The organism is Vandammella animalimorsus, assembly GCF_002288875.1.
Lineage (GTDB): Bacteria > Pseudomonadota > Gammaproteobacteria > Burkholderiales > Burkholderiaceae_C > Lampropedia > Lampropedia animalimorsus.
This window is the reverse complement of the sequence record NZ_NTBH01000006.1, coordinates 57,220-75,184: the sequence shown is the minus strand read 5'-3', so window position 1 is coordinate 75,184 and position 17,965 is coordinate 57,220. Positions and strand designations below refer to the sequence as shown.

At 65.0% G+C, this 17,965-nt stretch carries 22 protein-coding genes; 9 read left to right on the top strand and 13 right to left on the bottom strand.

The annotated features are described in order from the left end of the window. From CLI93_RS09770 to phaR, 8 genes are all read left to right on the top strand, one after another. The gene (locus CLI93_RS09770) at nucleotides 1–591 is read left to right on the top strand and encodes a phage protein Gp27 family protein (RefSeq protein ID WP_095995769.1); all 591 of its coding nucleotides are present in this window, start codon (nucleotides 1–3) and stop codon (nucleotides 589–591) included. Further along, entirely contained in the window at nucleotides 591–2,057 is a 1,467-nt protein-coding gene (locus CLI93_RS09765) for a terminase large subunit domain-containing protein (protein WP_095995768.1), read from the top strand. Before CLI93_RS09770 ends, CLI93_RS09765 begins: the two co-directional genes overlap by 1 nt. A 10-nt stretch (nucleotides 2,058–2,067) precedes the next feature. Beyond that, nucleotides 2,068–2,250 (top strand): hypothetical protein, encoded by a 183-nt coding sequence (locus CLI93_RS09760; protein WP_095550744.1) that lies wholly within the window; start codon nucleotides 2,068–2,070, stop codon nucleotides 2,248–2,250. Beyond that, nucleotides 2,247–3,911 carry a DUF935 domain-containing protein gene (locus tag CLI93_RS09755; protein ID WP_095995767.1) on the top strand — a complete coding sequence of 555 codons (1,665 nt, stop codon included), beginning with the start codon at nucleotides 2,247–2,249 and terminating at the stop codon, nucleotides 3,909–3,911. Before CLI93_RS09760 ends, CLI93_RS09755 begins: the two co-directional genes overlap by 4 nt. Then, nucleotides 3,908–5,173, top strand: coding sequence for a PBECR3 domain-containing polyvalent protein (locus CLI93_RS09750; RefSeq protein WP_095995766.1), 1,266 nt, complete (start codon nucleotides 3,908–3,910; stop codon nucleotides 5,171–5,173). Before CLI93_RS09755 ends, CLI93_RS09750 begins: the two co-directional genes overlap by 4 nt. A gap of 118 nt (nucleotides 5,174–5,291) precedes the next feature. Continuing rightward, nucleotides 5,292–5,780 (top strand): phage virion morphogenesis protein, encoded by a 489-nt coding sequence (locus CLI93_RS09745; protein WP_095995765.1) that lies wholly within the window; start codon nucleotides 5,292–5,294, stop codon nucleotides 5,778–5,780. 167 nt (nucleotides 5,781–5,947) lie between these two features. Continuing rightward, nucleotides 5,948–6,175: a hypothetical protein gene (locus CLI93_RS09740; protein WP_095995764.1), complete on the top strand. Its 228-nt coding sequence runs from the start codon at nucleotides 5,948–5,950 to the stop codon at nucleotides 6,173–6,175. Nucleotides 6,176–6,232: 57 nt separating this feature from the next. After that, the gene (gene phaR / locus CLI93_RS09735; protein ID WP_095542355.1) at nucleotides 6,233–6,799 is read left to right on the top strand and encodes a polyhydroxyalkanoate synthesis repressor PhaR; all 567 of its coding nucleotides are present in this window, start codon (nucleotides 6,233–6,235) and stop codon (nucleotides 6,797–6,799) included. Nucleotides 6,800–6,871: 72 nt separating this feature from the next. Here phaR and CLI93_RS15415 read toward each other — a convergent pair whose 3' ends face one another. After that, nucleotides 6,872–7,570, bottom strand: a complete 699-nt coding sequence (locus CLI93_RS15415) for a C40 family peptidase (RefSeq protein ID WP_238945802.1) — start codon at nucleotides 7,568–7,570, stop codon at nucleotides 6,872–6,874. A gap of 377 nt (nucleotides 7,571–7,947) precedes the next feature. Between CLI93_RS15415 and CLI93_RS09725 the strand changes: the two genes are divergently transcribed. Beyond that, complete coding sequence (locus CLI93_RS09725) at nucleotides 7,948–8,556, top strand: isochorismatase family protein (RefSeq protein WP_095542354.1); 609 nt, start codon at nucleotides 7,948–7,950, stop codon at nucleotides 8,554–8,556. Between the two features lie 45 nt (nucleotides 8,557–8,601). Here CLI93_RS09725 and CLI93_RS09720 read toward each other — a convergent pair whose 3' ends face one another. The 12 genes from CLI93_RS09720 to CLI93_RS09665 all read right to left on the bottom strand — a co-directional run bounded on the left by CLI93_RS09720 (nucleotide 8,602) and on the right by CLI93_RS09665 (nucleotide 17,954). Continuing rightward, nucleotides 8,602–8,940 carry a hypothetical protein gene (locus CLI93_RS09720; protein ID WP_095542353.1) on the bottom strand — a complete coding sequence of 113 codons (339 nt, stop codon included), beginning with the start codon at nucleotides 8,938–8,940 and terminating at the stop codon, nucleotides 8,602–8,604. A 119-nt stretch (nucleotides 8,941–9,059) separates the two neighbouring features. Then, the gene (gene mmsB / locus CLI93_RS09715) at nucleotides 9,060–9,956 is read right to left on the bottom strand and encodes a 3-hydroxyisobutyrate dehydrogenase (RefSeq protein ID WP_095538455.1); all 897 of its coding nucleotides are present in this window, start codon (nucleotides 9,954–9,956) and stop codon (nucleotides 9,060–9,062) included. A gap of 55 nt (nucleotides 9,957–10,011) precedes the next feature. Next, nucleotides 10,012–10,452 carry a fluoride efflux transporter CrcB gene (gene crcB / locus CLI93_RS09710; protein ID WP_095542352.1) on the bottom strand — a complete coding sequence of 147 codons (441 nt, stop codon included), beginning with the start codon at nucleotides 10,450–10,452 and terminating at the stop codon, nucleotides 10,012–10,014. Then, nucleotides 10,449–10,859, bottom strand: a complete 411-nt coding sequence (locus CLI93_RS09705) for a TfoX/Sxy family protein (RefSeq protein ID WP_095542351.1) — start codon at nucleotides 10,857–10,859, stop codon at nucleotides 10,449–10,451. The genes crcB and CLI93_RS09705 overlap by 4 nt, the downstream gene beginning before the upstream one ends. A 25-nt stretch (nucleotides 10,860–10,884) precedes the next feature. Next, nucleotides 10,885–12,045 (bottom strand): acyl-CoA dehydrogenase family protein, encoded by a 1,161-nt coding sequence (locus tag CLI93_RS09700; protein WP_095542350.1) that lies wholly within the window; start codon nucleotides 12,043–12,045, stop codon nucleotides 10,885–10,887. 86 nt (nucleotides 12,046–12,131) lie between these two features. Then, the gene (locus CLI93_RS09695; protein WP_095542349.1) at nucleotides 12,132–12,584 is read right to left on the bottom strand and encodes a DUF441 domain-containing protein; all 453 of its coding nucleotides are present in this window, start codon (nucleotides 12,582–12,584) and stop codon (nucleotides 12,132–12,134) included. A gap of 40 nt (nucleotides 12,585–12,624) precedes the next feature. After that, complete coding sequence (locus CLI93_RS09690; protein WP_095542348.1) at nucleotides 12,625–13,020, bottom strand: lysozyme inhibitor LprI family protein; 396 nt, start codon at nucleotides 13,018–13,020, stop codon at nucleotides 12,625–12,627. A 38-nt stretch (nucleotides 13,021–13,058) separates the two neighbouring features. Then, nucleotides 13,059–13,370, bottom strand: coding sequence for a monooxygenase (locus CLI93_RS09685; RefSeq protein ID WP_095542347.1), 312 nt, complete (start codon nucleotides 13,368–13,370; stop codon nucleotides 13,059–13,061). Between the two features lie 285 nt (nucleotides 13,371–13,655). Further along, nucleotides 13,656–15,176: a CoA-acylating methylmalonate-semialdehyde dehydrogenase gene (locus CLI93_RS09680; protein ID WP_095542346.1), complete on the bottom strand. Its 1,521-nt coding sequence runs from the start codon at nucleotides 15,174–15,176 to the stop codon at nucleotides 13,656–13,658. A 262-nt stretch (nucleotides 15,177–15,438) separates the two neighbouring features. Beyond that, nucleotides 15,439–16,734 (bottom strand): citrate synthase, encoded by a 1,296-nt coding sequence (locus tag CLI93_RS09675; RefSeq protein ID WP_095542345.1) that lies wholly within the window; start codon nucleotides 16,732–16,734, stop codon nucleotides 15,439–15,441. Nucleotides 16,735–16,888: 154 nt separating this feature from the next. After that, nucleotides 16,889–17,224, bottom strand: coding sequence for an FAD assembly factor SdhE (locus CLI93_RS09670; protein ID WP_095542344.1), 336 nt, complete (start codon nucleotides 17,222–17,224; stop codon nucleotides 16,889–16,891). 22 nt (nucleotides 17,225–17,246) lie between these two features. Next, nucleotides 17,247–17,954 carry a succinate dehydrogenase iron-sulfur subunit gene (locus CLI93_RS09665; protein ID WP_095542343.1) on the bottom strand — a complete coding sequence of 236 codons (708 nt, stop codon included), beginning with the start codon at nucleotides 17,952–17,954 and terminating at the stop codon, nucleotides 17,247–17,249. Nucleotides 17,955–17,965: the final 11 nt, after the last annotated feature.

Below are 17,965 nucleotides of genomic sequence, written 5' to 3'. Positions count from 1 at the left end.
ATGGGACGCAAGAGCAGCATCAGCCGCCTGCCCGCCGAGATCAAAGCCTACATAGAGGCAATGCTGGCCACTGGCGCGCAGACGCTCGATGAGATGATTGCGGATCTGCAAGAGCGCTGGCCGGCTGAGGCCCGCGCGGGCGAGCTGCCCAGCCGCACGGCATTGCACCGCTATGGCAGCAAGCTTGACCGCCGCCTGGCGGCGATCAAGGCCAGCACCGAGGCGGCCATGCTGATCCGCAAGCACGCTGAAGACAGGGAGGATGCCCGAAGCGAAGCGCTGACCAGCCTGGTGCAAACCGAGTTATTCGAAGCCATTTTGGCATTGCAGTCTGCGGACGAGCCGGGGCCCGATGGCCGGCAGTTGGAGCCTGCCGAGCGCATCGGCCTGCTCAGCGAGGCGGCCAAGCACATTGCCACGCTCACCCGCTCCAGCGTGACGCTCAAGCAGTTTCAGACCAAAGTGGAGGCAGCGGCGCGCAAGAAGGCGTTGGCCGAAGCGGCCGAGACGGCCGCCACCGAGGCCAAGCGCCAGGGCCTGTCAGCCCAGGGCGTGCAGGCCTTGCGCGATGCGATTGCGGGGGCGCTGTAATGCAGGCGGCAGGCACGGCGCGGGCTTCGCGCATCCTGATGCAGTACCAGGTCGATTGGATCAATGACCAGGCGCCGGTGAAGATTTGCGAGAAGTCGCGCCGCATCGGCCTGAGCTATGCCGAGGCGGCCGACGATGTGCTGTACGCCGCCAGCGAGGGCGGCGCCAATGTCTATTACATCTCCTACAACAAGGAGATGACGCAGGGCTTCGTCCAGGACTGCGCCACGTGGGCGCGCGCGTTCAACACGGCCGCCGGCCAAATCGAAGAATCGGTGTTGGAGGAGGAGGACAAGCAAATCCTCACCTACACCATCCGCTTTGACAGCGGCCACATGATCCAGGCCTTCACCAGCGCGCCGCGCAACCTGCGCTCCAAAGGGCGGCCTGGCGAGCGTCTGGTGATCGACGAGGCGGCCTTTGTGGATGATCTCAAGGAGCTGCTCAAGGCGGCCATGGCCATGACGATGTGGGGCGGGCAAATCCGCATCATCAGCACCCACAATGGCACGGACAACCCGTTCAACGAGTTGATCAACGACGTGCGCGCCGGCCGCTACGACTACGGCCTGCACCGCATCACGCTCGACGATGCCCTGCACGATGGGCTGTACCGCAAGATTTGCGCCGTCACGGGCCGTGCCTGGTCGCCCGAAGCCGAGGCCGCCTGGCGCAAGGCCACGATTGAGCGCTACCGCCCCAACGAGGATGAGGAGCTGTTTTGCATCCCGGCCCAGGGCGGTGGCGCCTGGCTGACGCGCGCGCTGGTCGAGAGCCGCATGCGGCCCGCGCCGGTGCTGCGCTTTACCGGCAGTGAGGCATTCAACCAGGCCAGCGCGCAGCGGCGCGCCGCCGAGATGCAGGACTGGATCGACGCCGAATTGCGCCCGCTGCTGGCGTTTGACCCAGCGCTGCGCCATGCGCTGGGGATGGACTTTGCGCGCACGGGCGATTTGAGCGCCATTGCACCCAACGAGGTGTCGCCCAACCTGCACCAGCGCATCCCGTTTCTGGTGGAGCTTAAAAACGTGCCCTACAACCAGCAGCTGCAGGTGCTGTTTGCCATTGCCGATGCGCTGCCGCGTCTGAGCGGCATGGTGATCGACAGTCGGGGCAATGGCAGCTACGTGGGCGAGGCCGCGCACGACAAATACGGCTCGGTGGTCGATCGGCTGATGCCCACCGAGGGCTGGTACCGCGATCACATGCCGCCCTACAAGGCGGCGCTGGAGGACGGCACGATCTGGCTGCCCCGGCACGACCCGCTGCTGCAGGGCCACCGCGCCATCCGCCTGGTGCGCGGCGTGCCGCGCATGCCCGATGGCAAGACGGCCGACGGCGGGCACGGCGACAGCACCATGGCCTGTGTGTATGCGCATGCCGCCGCGCGCATGGATTGGGGGCCCGTGCACATCACCAGCCGCCGCAAGCGCGATGCGGCCAACCTGTTGCAAGGCTATTGGTAAAGGACGATTGATGACCGACCACGAAACCCTCACCTACATCCGGGGCGTGATTGCCAGCCTGCCCGAGGCCGACCAGCGCGGCGTGCAGCAGGCCGCCCAGGCCCTGCGCGAGCTGCTGGCGCGCACCAATGACCACGGCCGCCTGGCCCTGGCGCTGGTAGGCGCCGAGCAGGCCATGGAGGGCCACGCATGAGCGCGCCCGGCCTGTACCTGCCCGGCGGCGATTTCGTGCGCTTTTCCGAGGCGCCCCGCCGTTTGGGGGCATCCATGAGCACGGCCCGCCCGCTCTCGGCCCACATCGCCACGCGCCAGCGCGGCCCGGATTTTGTGGGCCTGGGCATGTGGCTGCCCAACCCCGACCCCATCCTCAAGCGCCAGGGCAAGGACATTGCCGTGTACCGCGAGCTGCGCAGCGATGCCCACACGGGCGGCTGCATCCGCCGCCGCAAAGCGGCCGTGCGTGCGCTGGAGTGGCGCGTGGAGCGCGATCGCGCCAGCGCCCGCATGCACAAGGTAGCGCAGGCCGTGCTGGAGCAGCTCGACCTGGACGCGCTGATCGACCAAATGCTCGACGCCACGCTCTACGGCTGGCAGCCGCTGGAAATCCTCTGGCAGCAACGCCCCGGCCAGGCCCCGACGGTGCAGCACATCGTGGGCAAGCCGCCCGAGTGGTTTTTGTTTGACGCGGACGCGCGCTTGCGTTTTCGCAGCCGCGAGCACCCGCTGCATGGCGAGCTGCTGCCCGAGCGCAAGTTCCTCCTGGCCAGACAGGAAGCCAGCTACGCCAACCCCTACGGCTTTGCCGACCTCTCCATGTGCTTCTGGCCCGTGACCTTCAAGCGCGGCGGGCTGCGCTACTGGGTGAAGTTTGCCGAGAAATACGGCAGCCCCTGGGCCGTGGGCAAGCAGCCGCGCAACAGCCCGCAGCCCGAAAGCGACCGCCTGCTGGAGCAACTTGAGGCGATGATCGAAGACGCCGTGGCCGTCATCCCCGACGACGCCAGCGTAGAGATGATCCAGGCCGCAGGCAGCAGCGGCAACGCCAGCGCCTACGAGCTGCTGCTCAAGTTCTGCCGCAGTGAAGTCGCTATTGCCTTGCTGGGGCAAAACCAGTCCACCGAGGCCGACAGCACCCGCGCCAGCGCCACCGCCGGGCTGGATGTGGCCACCGACATCCGTGACGGCGACAAGCGCCTGGTCGAGGGCGTGATCAACAGCCAGCTCCTGCGCTGGATTGTCGATCTGCACGAGGGCGAGGGCGCGCCCGCGCCGCGCTTTGTGATGTGGCAGGACGAGGAGGTCAGCAAGGCGCAGGCAGAAAGGGACGAAATCCTCAGCCGCGCCATCCGCATGGGCGGCCTCTCGCCCGAATACTTCAAGCGCGTTTACGAGCTGGAAGACGGCGACCTGCCCGAGCAGCCTGAAACGCCATTGCAGCCGCTGCAAACCGGCGCGCAGGATTTGGGGCCGTACAGGCGCTTTTTGCCCGCCGCCGGGGCCGATGTACCCGCCGCCGCTCAAAAACCTGCCCTGGCGTTTTATAAAACGGCTCCTGCCGCCCTGTTTGCCGAGCCACCCGCCGAAACATCGGGCGTGCAGCCCGGCGATACAGAAGCCCATGCCGCCCGCCTGGCCGCGCAACTGGCCCCGGCCGGCCAGGCCATCGTCGCCGACTGGATGCGCCGCATCGAGCAGCACCTGAGCGCTGCCAGCGATTGGCAGCAACTGCAACAGCGCATCGCCAGCGCATTCGATGAGCTGCCCGAAGACGCCCTGGTCGAAGTCATGCACCTGGCCATGACCGCCGCGCGCCTGGCCGGCATGCACGACGTGCAGCAAGAGGCCCGGCCATGAGCGACGACAACCGCAGCGCCCGCACCGTCGATGCCCGCATCGACAACGCCCGCCTGGCTTTTGAAGAGGCCATCGCCGCCTTGGCCCAGCGCCAGCGCCTTGAAGGCACCCGGCGCTGGGACGACTTGCGCAGCGAAGAACACTACCGCGCCTTTGCCGTCGCAGGTGCGATGAAGGCCGACCTGCTGGCCGACCTGCGCGCCGCCGTGCAGCGCGTCATCGAATCGGGCGTGTCCATCGAAGCCTTCCGCAAGGACTTCTGGGCCGCTGTGCACAAACACGGCTGGCACGGCTGGACGGGCGAAGACAGCGAAGGCGGCCGCGCCTGGCGCACCCGCGTCATCTACACCACCAACCTGCGCAAAAGCTACGCCGCCGGGCGCTGGGCGCAAATGACCGAGCCTGAATTTGCCGCCCAATACCCGTATTGGGAATGGGTGCACAGCGGCCTGGCCAATGATCCGCGCCCCCAGCACCTGGCCTGGCACGGTATGACGCTGCACCACAGCGACCCGTTCTGGCGCAGCCACTACCCCCCGCGCATCCCGCCCGATTGGGGCTGCACCTGCCGCGTGCGCCCCGTCGCCGCCCCGGCGCAAGGCGCGCCAACCCAGCCCCCGCAGGGCTGGCAAAAAGACGCGCAGATCGGCGCAGGCGCGCCGCCGCAGTACATCGGCGAAGCCATCCGGTTCATGGTGGAGCAAAAAGCGCAAAAGCTGCCCCTGCCCGAAGGCCAGGCCCTGCGCGAAGCCATCGCCGCCTACCAGGCCGCGCGCGAGGCCCAAACTACGGCCAGCGCTGCCGCGTTGCAGCAGTTTGCCCAGACGGCGCAGGAGACCCAAAACCGCAAACTGGTCATGCACGTTGGCCCCCTCAAGGCAACCGATGTCATTGCCAAGGCCAGCGCCACCCCGGACAGGCCCGGCCTGGACTTGAGCGGCTACACCATCAGCCTGGACAACTCGGGCGTGCAGCACGCCATCAAAAACCACGGCAACCCGAAATCAGAGGCCAAGCGCGGTCAAATCGGCATCACGGCCAGCGACTTCGGCCTCATTGAGCCAATCGTCAACCAGCCCGATGCCATCATTGCCGATGGCAAAAACGCCTCGGGCCGAGACGTGCTGCTGTTCACCAAGCTCATTGACGGCGTGGGTTATTTGGTGGCCATGGAAGTACAGCCAGGTCGCCGCGCTCTGGCGTTCAACTCCATGCGCAAAAAGCATGGTGCATGGAGCGGGCAAGAAAAAAGCGGCGAATGATTCGCCGCTTCGGTGCCCGGGTTTCTTGCGACCCCATGCTGCTGCATCAGCCCCCGGAGTCCTAACGTCCACAACGACAAGCATTACCGGGCACACGCCATCATTGTAGGAAACATCCATGCTCACCATCAAGTACCAAGGCCAGGCCGTGCAAACCGCGCTGGGCAAGCTCATCGCCGCGCTGGACAACCCCCAGCCCATGCTGCACAAGATCGGCCGCGAAATGGCCGAATCCACCATGCGGCGCTTCCCTGCTGCCAAGGCCCCCGATGGCACGCCCTGGGCGCCCAAGGGCGAGCTGGCCCAGCGCAAAAGCCCCCGCACCAAGCACAAGCCCCTGCAAGGCGAAACCTTGGCCCTGGCCACAGGCATCATCCACCAGGTGCGCGGCCAAACCATCGAAATCGGCAGCGCCCAGGAATACGCCGCCGTACACCAATTCGGCACCGCCCAGGGCAGCCTCTGGCAAGGGCGGGACAAGCGCGGCCGCCGCGCCCAATCGCCCTGGGGCCACATCCCCGCGCGCCCCTATCTGGGCATCAACGCAAGCGACGAGCAAACCATCGTAGAGATCGTGCAGGAATACCTGGGCCGCAACTTGAGCTAAAAGGCTCGGAATCCTTCCAGGCATGTCATTGCAGTAGATGCAAGGCTATTGCAAAAACCAATCCCCCTATTTCCCGCCCAGTCCCGCAACATCCCGATTTATCGCGCCCATCCATAGATATTTATCTCATCTCTGTTCACAATGCCCTGGTCAGCGATGCATTTCCTGTGGCCTACCGGGCCGCCGCCATCGGCATGACGCTGGGCCTGGGCCGACTGGGGGCGGTCATCGCGCCATCGCTGGGCGGCCACATCCTGGCCGCTGGCCATGGGCCCGAGCGCGTGCTGCAGGCGTTTGCGCTGGCAGCCAGCCTGGGCGTGCTGGTGCTGCTGTTTTTCACACCGGCGCTGTCGCAGCGCAGCGTGGCGCGGTTGGAGTCGCCCACAGGGCATTGAGGCGTGCTGCACGCTCTAGAATCGCGTGCATTGCACAATCAATGGAGCCCAGCGCGCATGGCGACCCGCAAGAAATCATCCACCGAAACCGCAGGACATGGCGACGTGCAAGGGCGGATCGTCAAGAAATACCCCAACCGCCGCCTGTACGACTTGGCGACCTCCACCTACATCACGCTGGCGGACGTCAAGCAGATGGTGATGCAACGTGAGCCGCTGGTCGTGGTGGACGCCAAGACGGGCGAGAACCTCACGCGCAGCATCCTGTTGCAGATCATCCTTGAGGAAGAAATCGGCGGCAGCCCGATCTTCAGCGAGACCGTGCTGGCGCAGCTGATCCGCTTCTATGGCCATGCCATGCAGGGCTTCATGGGCGCCTACATCGAGAAAACCATTCTGAGCATGGCCGAGATGCAGGCCCAGTGGATGGAGCAAAGCCGCCAGATCCCGCCAGAGCTTTGGCGGCAGTGGCAGTCCTGGGGGCAGCCCGTCATGCCCGGCGTGGTGGAAAACTACACCGAGCAATCGCGTCAGGCCTTTGTGCGGGCGCAGGAGCAAATGCAGGAAAACGTGCGCCAGCAGACGGCGCAGTTCTGGCAGCTCTTTGGCCTCAAGAGCGGCTGAGCGCCCAAAACAAAGCGCCCGGTGTGGGCGCTCTTTGTTGGTTTCAGGTGCGAGGCTGCGATGGGCGCTGTGTCAGCGCGCGCTGGCTACTTGGGTGCTGGTCAAGGCAATGCGCCGTGCGCCATTGAAGCGCGACTGCCAATAGGCCTTTTCCATGCTCTCCACCCGGATGCGCGAGCCGGCGCGCGGTGAGTGAATAAAGCGCCCCTCGCCAATGTAAATGCCCACGTGGCTGAACTGGCGCCGCATGGTGTTGAAGAACACCAGATCCCCCGGGCGCAACTCCTTCTTGGCTATGGCCTTGGTGGCGCGCGCCTGTTCGGCGGCGGTGCGCGGCAGGGTATGGCCCAGTGTGCGCTGGAACAAGGACAACACAAAGCCACTGCAGTCAAAACCGCCTTGCATCGAGCTCTTGCCATACGAATAAGGCTTGCCCAGATAGCCCATGGCGGTAACGACCACATCCGACATCATCAGCGTGTGCGTGTCGATGCGTGGCGCGGCGCTGGCCTGTGGCGCAGGCTGACCGGGCCACTGGGCGGCAGGGCTGGGGCTGCGGGCCAGCTGGGCCTGGCTTCTGGTGGCAGCCTTGTGGCGCGCAGCGGCCACGCGCTCGCCAAAACCGCGCGCCAATGGCTTGTGGGCCTGCTGGCCCAGCAGGAACTGACCCAGAACATCTTGTCTGGGGGCTACGTCGGCATGGGCGGCCCAGGGGCTGAACAAGGCGACCAGCAGCAAGGCGGCAGGCAGTGGGCGGTGGCGGAAAGTCATGGTTGTAAGCCTAGCATCAATTCACAGAAAATCATGAGAAAATTCTTGTAACTTCATGATTTCATGCAAGATTGCAATATTTGACATTGGCGTATCAGAAACAGGGCTTGCATTTGAACACAAATTGTTCCATTTTCAAATAATGCCCTGGCTTTGCCCTACCAAGCGGCTTTGGCATCTTTGACGTGCTTGCGGAGCATTGTTTGCCCAGGCGCTGCAGGCCCAATTGACCAATTGAGCAAAACCGTGCAGGCGCGCACAATCGCTGCCCAGGCGCCATGCCGGGGCCTGCGCCGCTGAATGACCTGGCCGGCAGGGCAGAGAGCGACCCAATTCGACGACCGCAACCCACCGACTGCAATACATAGGAAAACCACATGCTGATGGATGCACAACAAGCACAGCTGGTGCTGGTGGACTACCAGACCAAACTGATGCCCGTCATTTTTGAGGCCGAGCAGGTGCTGCAACGGGCCATTCTGCTGGGGCGACTGGCGGCCTTGTTCGAAGTGCCTTGCTGGGGCACGGAGCAAAACCCCCAGCGTCTGGGGCCCAACGACGCGGCCATCCAGAGCCTGTGCCAGAAGACCATCTCGAAAATGCACTTCGGCGCCTGTGCCGAGCCTGACCTGCTGCAACTGCTGCGCCCGCCAGCGCCTGCGCCTGCGGGCAATGCGCGCAGCCTGCCCAAGCACCTGCAAAAAGCGCGCCCCAGCGCGCCGAATCCGCGTGAGCAAATCGTCATTGCCGGCTGCGAAGCCCACGTCTGTCTGCTGCAAACGGCGCTGGGCCTGCTGGAGCAGGACTTTGAAGTCTGGGTCGTCACCGATGCCTGCAGCTCGCGCACGGAACGCAACCGCGATGCGGCCTTCGATCGTTTGGCGGCGGCTGGGGCAGAGCTGGTGAGCACCGAGATGGTGGCCTTCGAATGGTGCGGCTCGGCCGAGCATCCCAAGTTCAAGGAAATGCTGGCCTTGGTCAAGTGATGGTCATGGTCACTCTGGGTACTTGTTGCAGCGGCGGCAATACCCTCAGGCCACGTAGCTGGCCAGCCCCTGGTCTGCCGGCCAGGGCTGCCATAGGCCCTCGGGGCTGACTTCGCCGTAGCAGCGCGCCTGCAGGTCGTAGCCCAGGCAGTGGCCTTGGAAGTCGTCGCCCAGCAGCAGCTTGCCGCTGAGGGCGGCCTCGGGGCCGTAGATTTCGTGCGCGGGCACCGGGGCGCTGTAGATCATGCAGCCGCTGGCGCTTTCGCCCCAGCCGGTATCGCGCAGATAGGCCAGGTAATCGGCCGCCAGCCCGGGGTAGGCGCTGGCAATGGCGCGCAGCGCGGCTTCGTCCAGGCGCACGGTGGGGCTGCTGGGCTGTTCCATGGTGTCAGCGTCTGTTCGCGGATTCTTGGGATCTCTTTTGGGCTTGAAAAAAAGCGCGGCTTGGGCCGGCCTGCAAGGCGCAGACAACCCAAGGCGCGCTTTGGGGCTCTCGCAGAGGCTCAGGCCTGCTTTTGCAGCATCTTGATGATGCTGGAGAAATCCTCGCCGCCGTGGCCGCCGATGCTGTGGGCGGCGTAGATGCTGCGGGCCATGGCGCCCAGCGGGGTGCTGGCCTTGGCGGTGACGGCGTTCTCCAGCGCCAGGCCCAGATCCTTGAGCATCAAGTCGGTGCCGAAGCCGCCGGTGTAGCCGCGTGTGGCGGCAGATGCCTCTTGCACGCCGGGCACGGGGTTGTAGACCTCCAGCGTCCAGTTGCCGCCAGAGCTGCGGCGCATGATTTCAGAGAGCACTTTCGGGTCCAGCCCGTTGGCCATGCCCAGCGCCAGCGCCTCGCTGGTGCCGATCATCAAGATGCCCAGCAGCATGTTGTTGCAGATCTTGGCGGTCTGGCCTGCGCCCACGTCGCCGGCGTGGAAGATGTTTTTGCCCATTTTCTCCAGCAGCGGGCGGGCGCGCTCCAGCGCGGCATCGCTGCCGCCGACCATGAAGGTCAGCGTGCCCGCGGCCGCGCCTGCGGTGCCGCCGGAGACGGGCGCATCGATGAAGTCCACACCCTTGGCAGCGGCGGCCTTGCCCACTTTGCGGGCGGTGTCGGCGGCGATGGTGCTGCTGTCGATGATGAGCGTGCCTGCAGGCATGTCGGCCAGCAGGCCGGGCTGCTCGGCGGTGCCGATGAACATGCCTTCGACGTGCTGGCTGGCCGGCAGCATGGTGATGACGACCTCGGCGCCTGCGGCGGCTTCTTTCGCGCTGCCTGCGACGCGGATGCCTTGCTCGGCGTGGAACTTCTTGGCCGCTTCGGACAGGTCAAAGCCGCTGACTTCGTGGCCTGCCTTGTGCAGGTTCAAAGCCATGCCGCTGCCCATGTTGCCCAGGCCGATGAATGCGATTTTCATGAGAGTCTCCTTGGAAAGGGTTGTTGAGGGTTGAAGGGAAAAAAGTGAAAGAGCGTCAATGCCGCAATGCGGCTGCGCCGCCGCCAGCCCATAGCCCGGCGGCCACGGCCAGCAGGCCCAGGCCCACGCTGGCCAGCACATAGCCCAAGGCCAGCGCCCACTGACGCTGGAGCAGCAGCGTCAGCGCCTCCAGCCCGAAAGCGGAAAAGGTGGTGAAGCCGCCCAGCACGCCGGTGAACAGAAACAGCCGCAGTGCGGGGCCAAGCCAATCGCCGCGCAGCGCCAGGCCCGCCAGCAGGCCGATGGCCAAACAGCCCAGCAGATTGACCGCCAGCGTGCCCCAGGGCAGCGGCGCCAGCCCTGCCGAGGGCGCGGTGGCGGCGCTCAGGCGCAGGCTCAGGGTGTAGCGGGCGATAGCGCCCAGCAGGCCGCCCAGGCCGACCCACATCCAATAGGGCAGGGCGGCACTGGAGGCGGTGTGCAGCGGCGTGCTCATGCGCGCAGTCCTTTTGTCCGCTGACCCGCCTGTTGCCGTGCTCGCCGACGGGGCGCTGCCTTGGCCAGCGGGTTGTAGGCCAGGGCCTGCTCGATCCAGGTCTGAAACTGTGCCTTGGTTTGCAAGCTGGCCCACTCCACGAACACATAGCCGCGCATGACGCGCTGGCCGTGGCGCATTTCGCGCGTGCCGGGGCGCTCCAGCGCGGCGTCGTGTTGCTCGGGGTGGATGCGGCACAGCAGCTCGTCCTCGCCCACGCCCAGGCACAGCTTGCCGTTGACCATGAAGGCGTAGCCGCCGAACAGGGTTTTTTCTGCCACTTCGGCGCTGGGCGCGCAGGCCAGCAAGACATCGCGCACGGCGTCGATGCGTTGCAGGGTGTGCGGGTCGAGGGGGCGGGCGGCCATGCGGCGGGGCAGCGGCTGCGTTGGCTCAGCGGATCACATCCGGCGCGTCGCCGTCGAGCATGCGGCGGGCGATGATGACGCGCATGATTTCGTTCGTGCCTTCCAGAATCTGGTGCACGCGCGCGTCGCGCAGCAGGCGCTCGAGCGGGTATTCGCGGATGTAGCCGTAGCCACCGTGCAGTTGCAGCGCCTCGTTGATGACTTTGAAGCCAAAGTCCGTGGCAAAGCGCTTGGCCATGGCGCAGTAGGTGGTGGCGTTGGGGTCCTGGCGGTCGAGCTTGCTGGCGGCCAGGCGCACCATTTGGCGCGCGGCCACCAGTTCGGTGGCCATGTCGGCCAGCTTGAATTGCAGCGCCTGGAAGGTGGAGATGGCCTTGCCGAACTGCTGACGCTCCTGGATGTAGCGCTGCGCCTGGGCCAGCGCGCCCTGCGCGCCGCCGACGGAGCAGGTGGCGATGTTGATGCGCCCGCCGTCCAGCCCCTTCATGGCGATCTTGAAGCCTTCGCCCTCGTTGCCCAGCAGGTTGTGCGCGGGGATGCGCACGTTGTCGAAGCTGATGGTGCGCGTGGGCTGGCTGTTCCAGCCCATTTTTTGCTCTTTTTTGCCGTAGCTGATGCCCTCGGCGTTGGCGGGCACGACAAAGGCCGAAACGCCCGATGCCCCGGGGCCGCCGCTGCGCGCCATGAGCACCAGCACGTCGGTGCTGCCCGCGCCGGAGATGAAGGCCTTGCTGCCGTTGATGACGTATTCGTTGCCCACCAGCTCGGCGCGGGTCTTGAGCGAGGCGGCGTCAGAGCCTGCGCCCGGCTCGGTCAGGCAGTAGCTGGCGAGCTTTTGCCCACTGGTCAGCGCCTCGCCCCATTCCTTGCGCACTTCGTCGCCGCCCCAGGTGCCCAGCATCCAGGTGGCCATGTTGTGGATGGTGATGAAGGCGGTGGTGGAGGGATCGACCGCGGCCATTTCTTCAAACACAAAGGTGGCATCCAGCCGCGGCAGAGCCAGGCCGCCGATGGATTCGGGCGCGTACAGGCCGCAAAAGCCCAGCTCGCCGGACTTGGCAATGGTTTCCTTGGGGAAGTGGCCTTCCTCATCCCATTGCGCAGCGTAGGGGGCCAGCTCGGCCTGGGCGAAGGCGCGCGCGGTTTCGGCAAAGGCCAGTTGGTCTTCGGTGGGTTCAAAGTGCATGGAGTGTCTCCTTGGGTTGTTGTGGTTTGAGGGATGCGTTGGTTTTTCAGTCGCTGCGGCTGGCCCGCGCTCTCCGGCCTACCGGCCTACCATTTGCCTATGACAACGGCCAGCATGCCCGCCGCAATCAACGGGCCGACGGGCACGCCCTTGAAGAAGGCTACGCCGATGACGGTGCCCACCATCAGGCCAGGCACCAGGCCGGGGTGCTCCATCATCAGCGGCAGGCCGCGCCCGCCCAGCCAGGCCACCAGCACGCCCACCGCCACGGCCAGCAGCGATTGCCAGTGGGTAAAGCTGCGCAGCACATCGGCCAGAGCGATTTGGCCGCTGGCAATGGGCGCCATGACGCCGATGAACAAAATGGTGATGCCCAGATTCAGGCCGTGCTTTTGGATCCAGGGAAAGTACTGCTGCAAGGGCGTCATGCGCACCAGCAGCAGGGCCAGCATGGCGTAGGTGATGCTGTGGTTCTGGCTGACGATGCCCAGGGCGGCGATGGCCAGCAACAACAGCAAAACGGGGTCGAAGGCGGGCATGGGCGCAAAAAATCTTCATCGCAATGGGCATCGCGTGCGCTCATTCCACGCTGTAGCCGTGCATCAGCCAGTGGCGCAGGGCCTGGCGGCGCAGGGCGTGCTGCTCGATCATGCAGGCGTGGTGTGCGCTGGCTGCGGGCGCGTGCAAGTCTGGCCCGGCGGGGGCTGCTTGCTGGCAATGCTGGCGCGCGGTGCGCCGCCATTCGTTCTGGTTGCCGCGCAGGGCGGGGCGCTCATGGGCCGAGAGCACCAGCAGCACGTCGCCATACAGGGTTTCCGTGGCATCGCGCACGGCCTCGAAGTCCTGCAGCGTGCAGGTGGCGGCGGTGCAAGCGGGCGTGGCCGGGGCCAGCGCTTGCGCCTGGGCTTGTGGCGCAGCGGCGCTCAAGGCCAGGGCGGCGATGGCAGAAAGAAACGGCGGCGGGCGCAGGCGCATGGCGGTTGGGCGGGTTGAGCGATGGGGTGATGAGAGGCTCAGTCGGTGCGGATCTCGCCGCGTTCGTTGTCCACCACCACGGGGCTGTAGAACCAGGCAATTTGCGGCTCGCAGTGGTATTTGTCGCGCACGAAGTCTTTCCATTCCTCCGTGTACAGCGCTTGGGCATGGGCCTTGCTCTGCCAGGTGTAGATGCCGCCAGCGGTGCGCCCATCCTCACTGAGGATGTAGCGCTTGTGCAGCAGCCCGGCCACGCTTTGGTACTTGGGCGCGGTGCTCTCGAAAATGCGCTGGGCCTCCTGCCGCGTGACGGGTTGGGGCATGACAAAGGTAGTGACGGTGACGAACATGGGCAAACCCTCCGTGTGGGATGACAAATCAAATGGCGGATGGCAAGCGCTGGGAGGCGCGCCGCGCATCCACCGCAGAACATTCCAAAACGGCCAGCAACTTTAGGGTTGCTGGCCGCCGCTCTAGAGTCTGTCCTCAATCTCTGCACGGAGGCCAAGAGAGCGAATTGGGCGGCCTGCGGCGTTACATCGCCTTGCCATCGCCCGAGCTATGGCTGCGTTTTGCGCCTTGCAGCCCATCCCAACCCGCTTCTTGCCCACTTGTGCCGAGATTTGAACAGCTTCTTACTTCAGGCTGATGGTGGTGTTCAGGCCGCCGGTGGACTTGTCGTCAAACCAGCGCGCCGTCACCGTCTTGGTCTGTGTGTAGAACAGGATGACCTGCTTGCCGTATGGGCCCAGATCGCCCAGCTTGGACGCGCGCGAGCCGCTGAACGAGAACAGGGGTACGGGCACGGGGATGGGCACGTTGATGCCAACCTGGCCGACGTCGATGTCCTCCTGGAACTTGTGCGCCGCCGCGCCCGATTGCGTGAAGATGGCCGTGCCGTTGCCGTTGGGGTTGGCGTTGATGAACTCGATGGCCTCTTCCAGCGTAGCGGCCTCGACCACGCACAGCACGGGGCCGAAGATTTCCTGATCGTAAATGGCCATGCCGGGCTTGACGCCGCTGAAGATGGTGGGGCCAACGAAGTTGCCCTTCTCAAAGCCGGGCACGTTGGGCTTGCGGCCGTCGAGCTCCAGTTTGGCGCCATCGGCCACGCCGCGCTCGATCAGTCCTTCGATGCGCGAGAGCGCGGCGCAGGAGATCACCGGGCCCAGATCGGCGCCTTGCTCGGTGCCGGCGCTGACCTTGAGCGTCTTGGCCTTTTCCACCAGCTCGGGCAGCCATTTTTGCGCCTCGCCCACCAGCACCACCACCGGCAGGGCCATGCAGCGCTGGCCTGCGGCGCCAAACGATGCCCCGGCGATGGCGTTGAGGGTTTGTTCCTTGTTCGCATCGGGCAGTACGATGGCGTGGTTCTTCGCGCCCATCATGCACTGCACGCGCTTGCCCGCCAGGCTGGCGCGGTTGTACACGTGCGTGCCGACCTTGGTGGAGCCGACGAAAGACACGGCCTTGATATCGGGGTGATCGCAGATGGCGTTGACGGCCATCTCACCGCCGTGGATGACGTTGAGCACGCCGGCGGGGATGCCCGCTTCCAGCGCCAGCTCGCACAGGCGCATGGTCACCATCGGGTCTTGCTCGGAGGGCTTGAGCACGAAGGTGTTGCCCGTGGCAATGGCCATGGGGAACATCCACAGCGGGATCATGGCCGGGAAGTTGAACGGCGTGATGCCCGCGCACACGCCCAGCGGTTGCAGCAGGGTGTAGGTGTCCACGCCATTGGCCACGTTGTTGGCCAGCTCGCCCAGTTGCAGGTTGCCCACGGATGCGGCGTGCTCCACCACTTCCAGGCCGCGGAACACATCGCCCTCGGCGTCAGGCAGGGTCTTGCCTTGCTCGGCCGTCAGCAACGCGGCCAGTTCTTTCATGTTGGCGCGAATCAGCTCTTGGTATTTCAGGAAGATGCGTGCGCGTGCGCCGATGGGGGTTTTGCGCCAGGTCTTGAAGGCCTCCTTGGCGGCGGCCACGGCCTGGTTGATTTCATCCTGCGTGGCGAACGGCACGCGGGCCAGCACCTCTTGCGTGGCGGGGTTGATGACTTCGCGCCATTCGGTGGTCTTGGATTCGACAAACTGGCCGTTGATGAGCAGTTTGACGGTGGGGGCCTTCAGGCCCTGCTCGCTGATAGCGTTCATGCGTTGTCTCCTAGATTGAAAAAAAGGTGAAAGCGGGGCGCATGCGCTCATCGGCCATGGCCTGTGGGTAGGCGCTGGGGCAAGCGATGGTGCGGCACACGCCGTGCAGCACGCATCTTACTGTGCAAATTTGTTGTATCAATAGCAGGGGTTGCAGTTTATCTCTGCAAATATGCAAATTGCTTGGCTGCGACGGACAAAGAAAAAGCGCGACGCCCATGCGGGCATCGCGCTTCGTGGCATTGGCCGAGCAGTGAGTGCTTCAGGGCACGTCGCGGCGAGGCGAGCCGGTGTAGAGCTGGCGCGGGCGGCCGATCTTGTACTCGGGGTCGGCAATCATTTCGTTGAGCTGGGCAATCCAGCCTACGGTGCGCGCCAGCGCGAAGATGCCGGTGAACAGGTTGACCGGGATGCCGATGGCGCGCTGCACGATGCCGGAGTAGAAGTCCACGTTCGGATAGAGCTTGCGCTGCACGAAGTAGTCGTCTTCCAGCGCGATTTGCTCCAGCTTCTTGGCCAGGGCGAACAACGGGTCGTTTTCCAGGCCCAGCTCGGCCAGCACCTCGTTGCAGGTTTCCTGCATCAGTTTGGCACGCGGGTCGTAGTTCTTGTAGACGCGGTGGCCAAAGCCCATCAGGCGCACGCCGGAATTCTTGTCCTTGACCTTTTCCATGAACTCGCCGACCTTGGCCACGCCGCCCATCTTCTGGATGTCTTCCAGCATGTTCAGGCAGGCTTCGTTGGCGCCGCCGTGGGCCGGGCCCCACAGGCAGGCCACGCCTGCGGCGATGGCGGCGAATGGGTTGGTGCCCGAAGAGCCGCACAGGCGCACGGTGGAGGTGGAGGCGTTTTGCTCGTGGTCGGCGTGCAGGATGAAGATACGGTCCAGCGCCTTTTCAATCACCGGGTTGACCTTGTATTCCTCGCACGGGGTGCCGAACATCATGCGCATGAAGTTGCCGGCATAGCTGAGGTTGTTTTGCGGGTACATGTACGGCTCGCCCTTGCCGTATTTGTAGGCCATGGCCACCAGCGTGGGCATCTTGGCGATGAGCTGGATGGCGGCGCGGTCACGGTGCTCAGGGTTATGGATGTCGGTGTTCTCGTGATAGAAGGCCGACATGGCGCCCACCAGGCCGGTGAGCACGGCCATGGGGTGCGCGTCGCGGCGAAAGCCCCGCAGGAAGAACTGCATCTGCTCGTTGACCATGGTGTGCTTGAGCACGAGCTGGTGGAAGTCTTCACGCTGTTGGGCGTTGGGCAGCTCGCCCTTGAGCAGCAGGTAGCAGGTGTCGAGGTAGTCGCACTTTTCGGCCAGTTGCTCAATGGGGTAGCCGCGGTAGAGCAGCTCGCCCTTGTCGCCGTCGATGTAGGTGATGGCCGACTGGCAGGCTGCAGTGGACAGAAAACCGGGGTCGTAGGTGAACATGCCGGTCTGGCCGTAGAGCTTGCGGATGTCGATCACGTCCGGGCCCATGCTGCCCTCGTAAACGGGCAGCTCGACCGATGCCTTGCCATTGCTGAATGAGAGGGTGGCTTTGTTGTCGGACAACTTCATGGTTCTCTTCCTTTGGTGGGGCCAAGCTGGTGGGGCGGCTTGCGCAATACAGCGCAAGGGCCATGCCTGGCGGGAGGGTTTCGAAAAATGCGGGTGCAGGGATGGAGTGCCGGGCGGCTGCGCGTTGGCTGCGACAGGCTTGGGGCCAGTGGCCTCAAGCCATCGAAGAGGGCTTGGCGGGGCGCATCAGCTCCAGCACGGCTCGGATCGCGGGGGTATCGGTATCTCCTTGGGGTTCCTTGCGGCGCAGCAGCAGATCCAGCAGATCATTGTCGGCCAGGTTCATCAGCGCCGTGACAGCCATGCCCTGCTCGACCGTGAGGGCGCTGCCGTGGGCCTTGAAGAAACGCTCGATCAGCAGATCGTTTTCCAGCAGGCCGCGGCGGCTGCGCCAGTGCAGCTGGCGCAGCTCCAGCTCGCTGAGCAGCCTCTGGGTGGGCTGCCCGGCAGTGGCAGTGCAAGTGGCGGAGGGGGCGGTGGGCTCGGTCATGGATGCTGGCGGGGCCAGAGGCTCAGATGGCGCGGCGCACCATCAATTCCTTGATCTTGCCGATGGCGCGCGTGGGGTTCAGACCTTTGGGGCAGACGTCCACGCAGTTCATGATGGTGTGGCAGCGGAACAGGCGGTAGGGGTCTTCCAGATTGTCCAGACGCGCGCCTGTGGCGGTGTCGCGGCTGTCGGCGATGAAGCGGTAGGCCTGCAACAGGCCGGCAGGGCCGACGAACTTGTCCGGATTCCACCAGAAGCTCGGGCAGCTGGTGGAGCAGCTGGCGCACAGAATGCACTCGTACAACCCGTTGAGCTCCTCGCGCTCCTCAGGCGATTGCAGGCGTTCCTTTTCTGCCGAGGCGTAGATGTCGCTTTGCAGATAGGGCTTGATGCTGTGGTACTGCTTGAAGAACTGCGTCATGTCCACGATCAGGTCGCGGATCACTGGCAGGCCCGGCAGCGGCTTGAGCACGATGGTGCCCTGCAGCGTGTTCATGTTGGTCAGGCAGGCCAGGCCGTTCTTGCCGTTGATGTTCATGGCGTCCGAGCCGCACACGCCTTCGCGGCAGGAGCGTCGGAAGGCGATGGACGGATCCTTGGCCTTGAGCTTGACCAGCGCGTCGAGCAGCATGCGCTCGTGGCCATCGAGCTCGACTTCGACCTCCTGCATGTAGGGCTTGGTGTCCTTGTCGGGGTCGTAGCGGTAGATCTGGAATTTGCGGATTGTCATGGTGTCTTGGC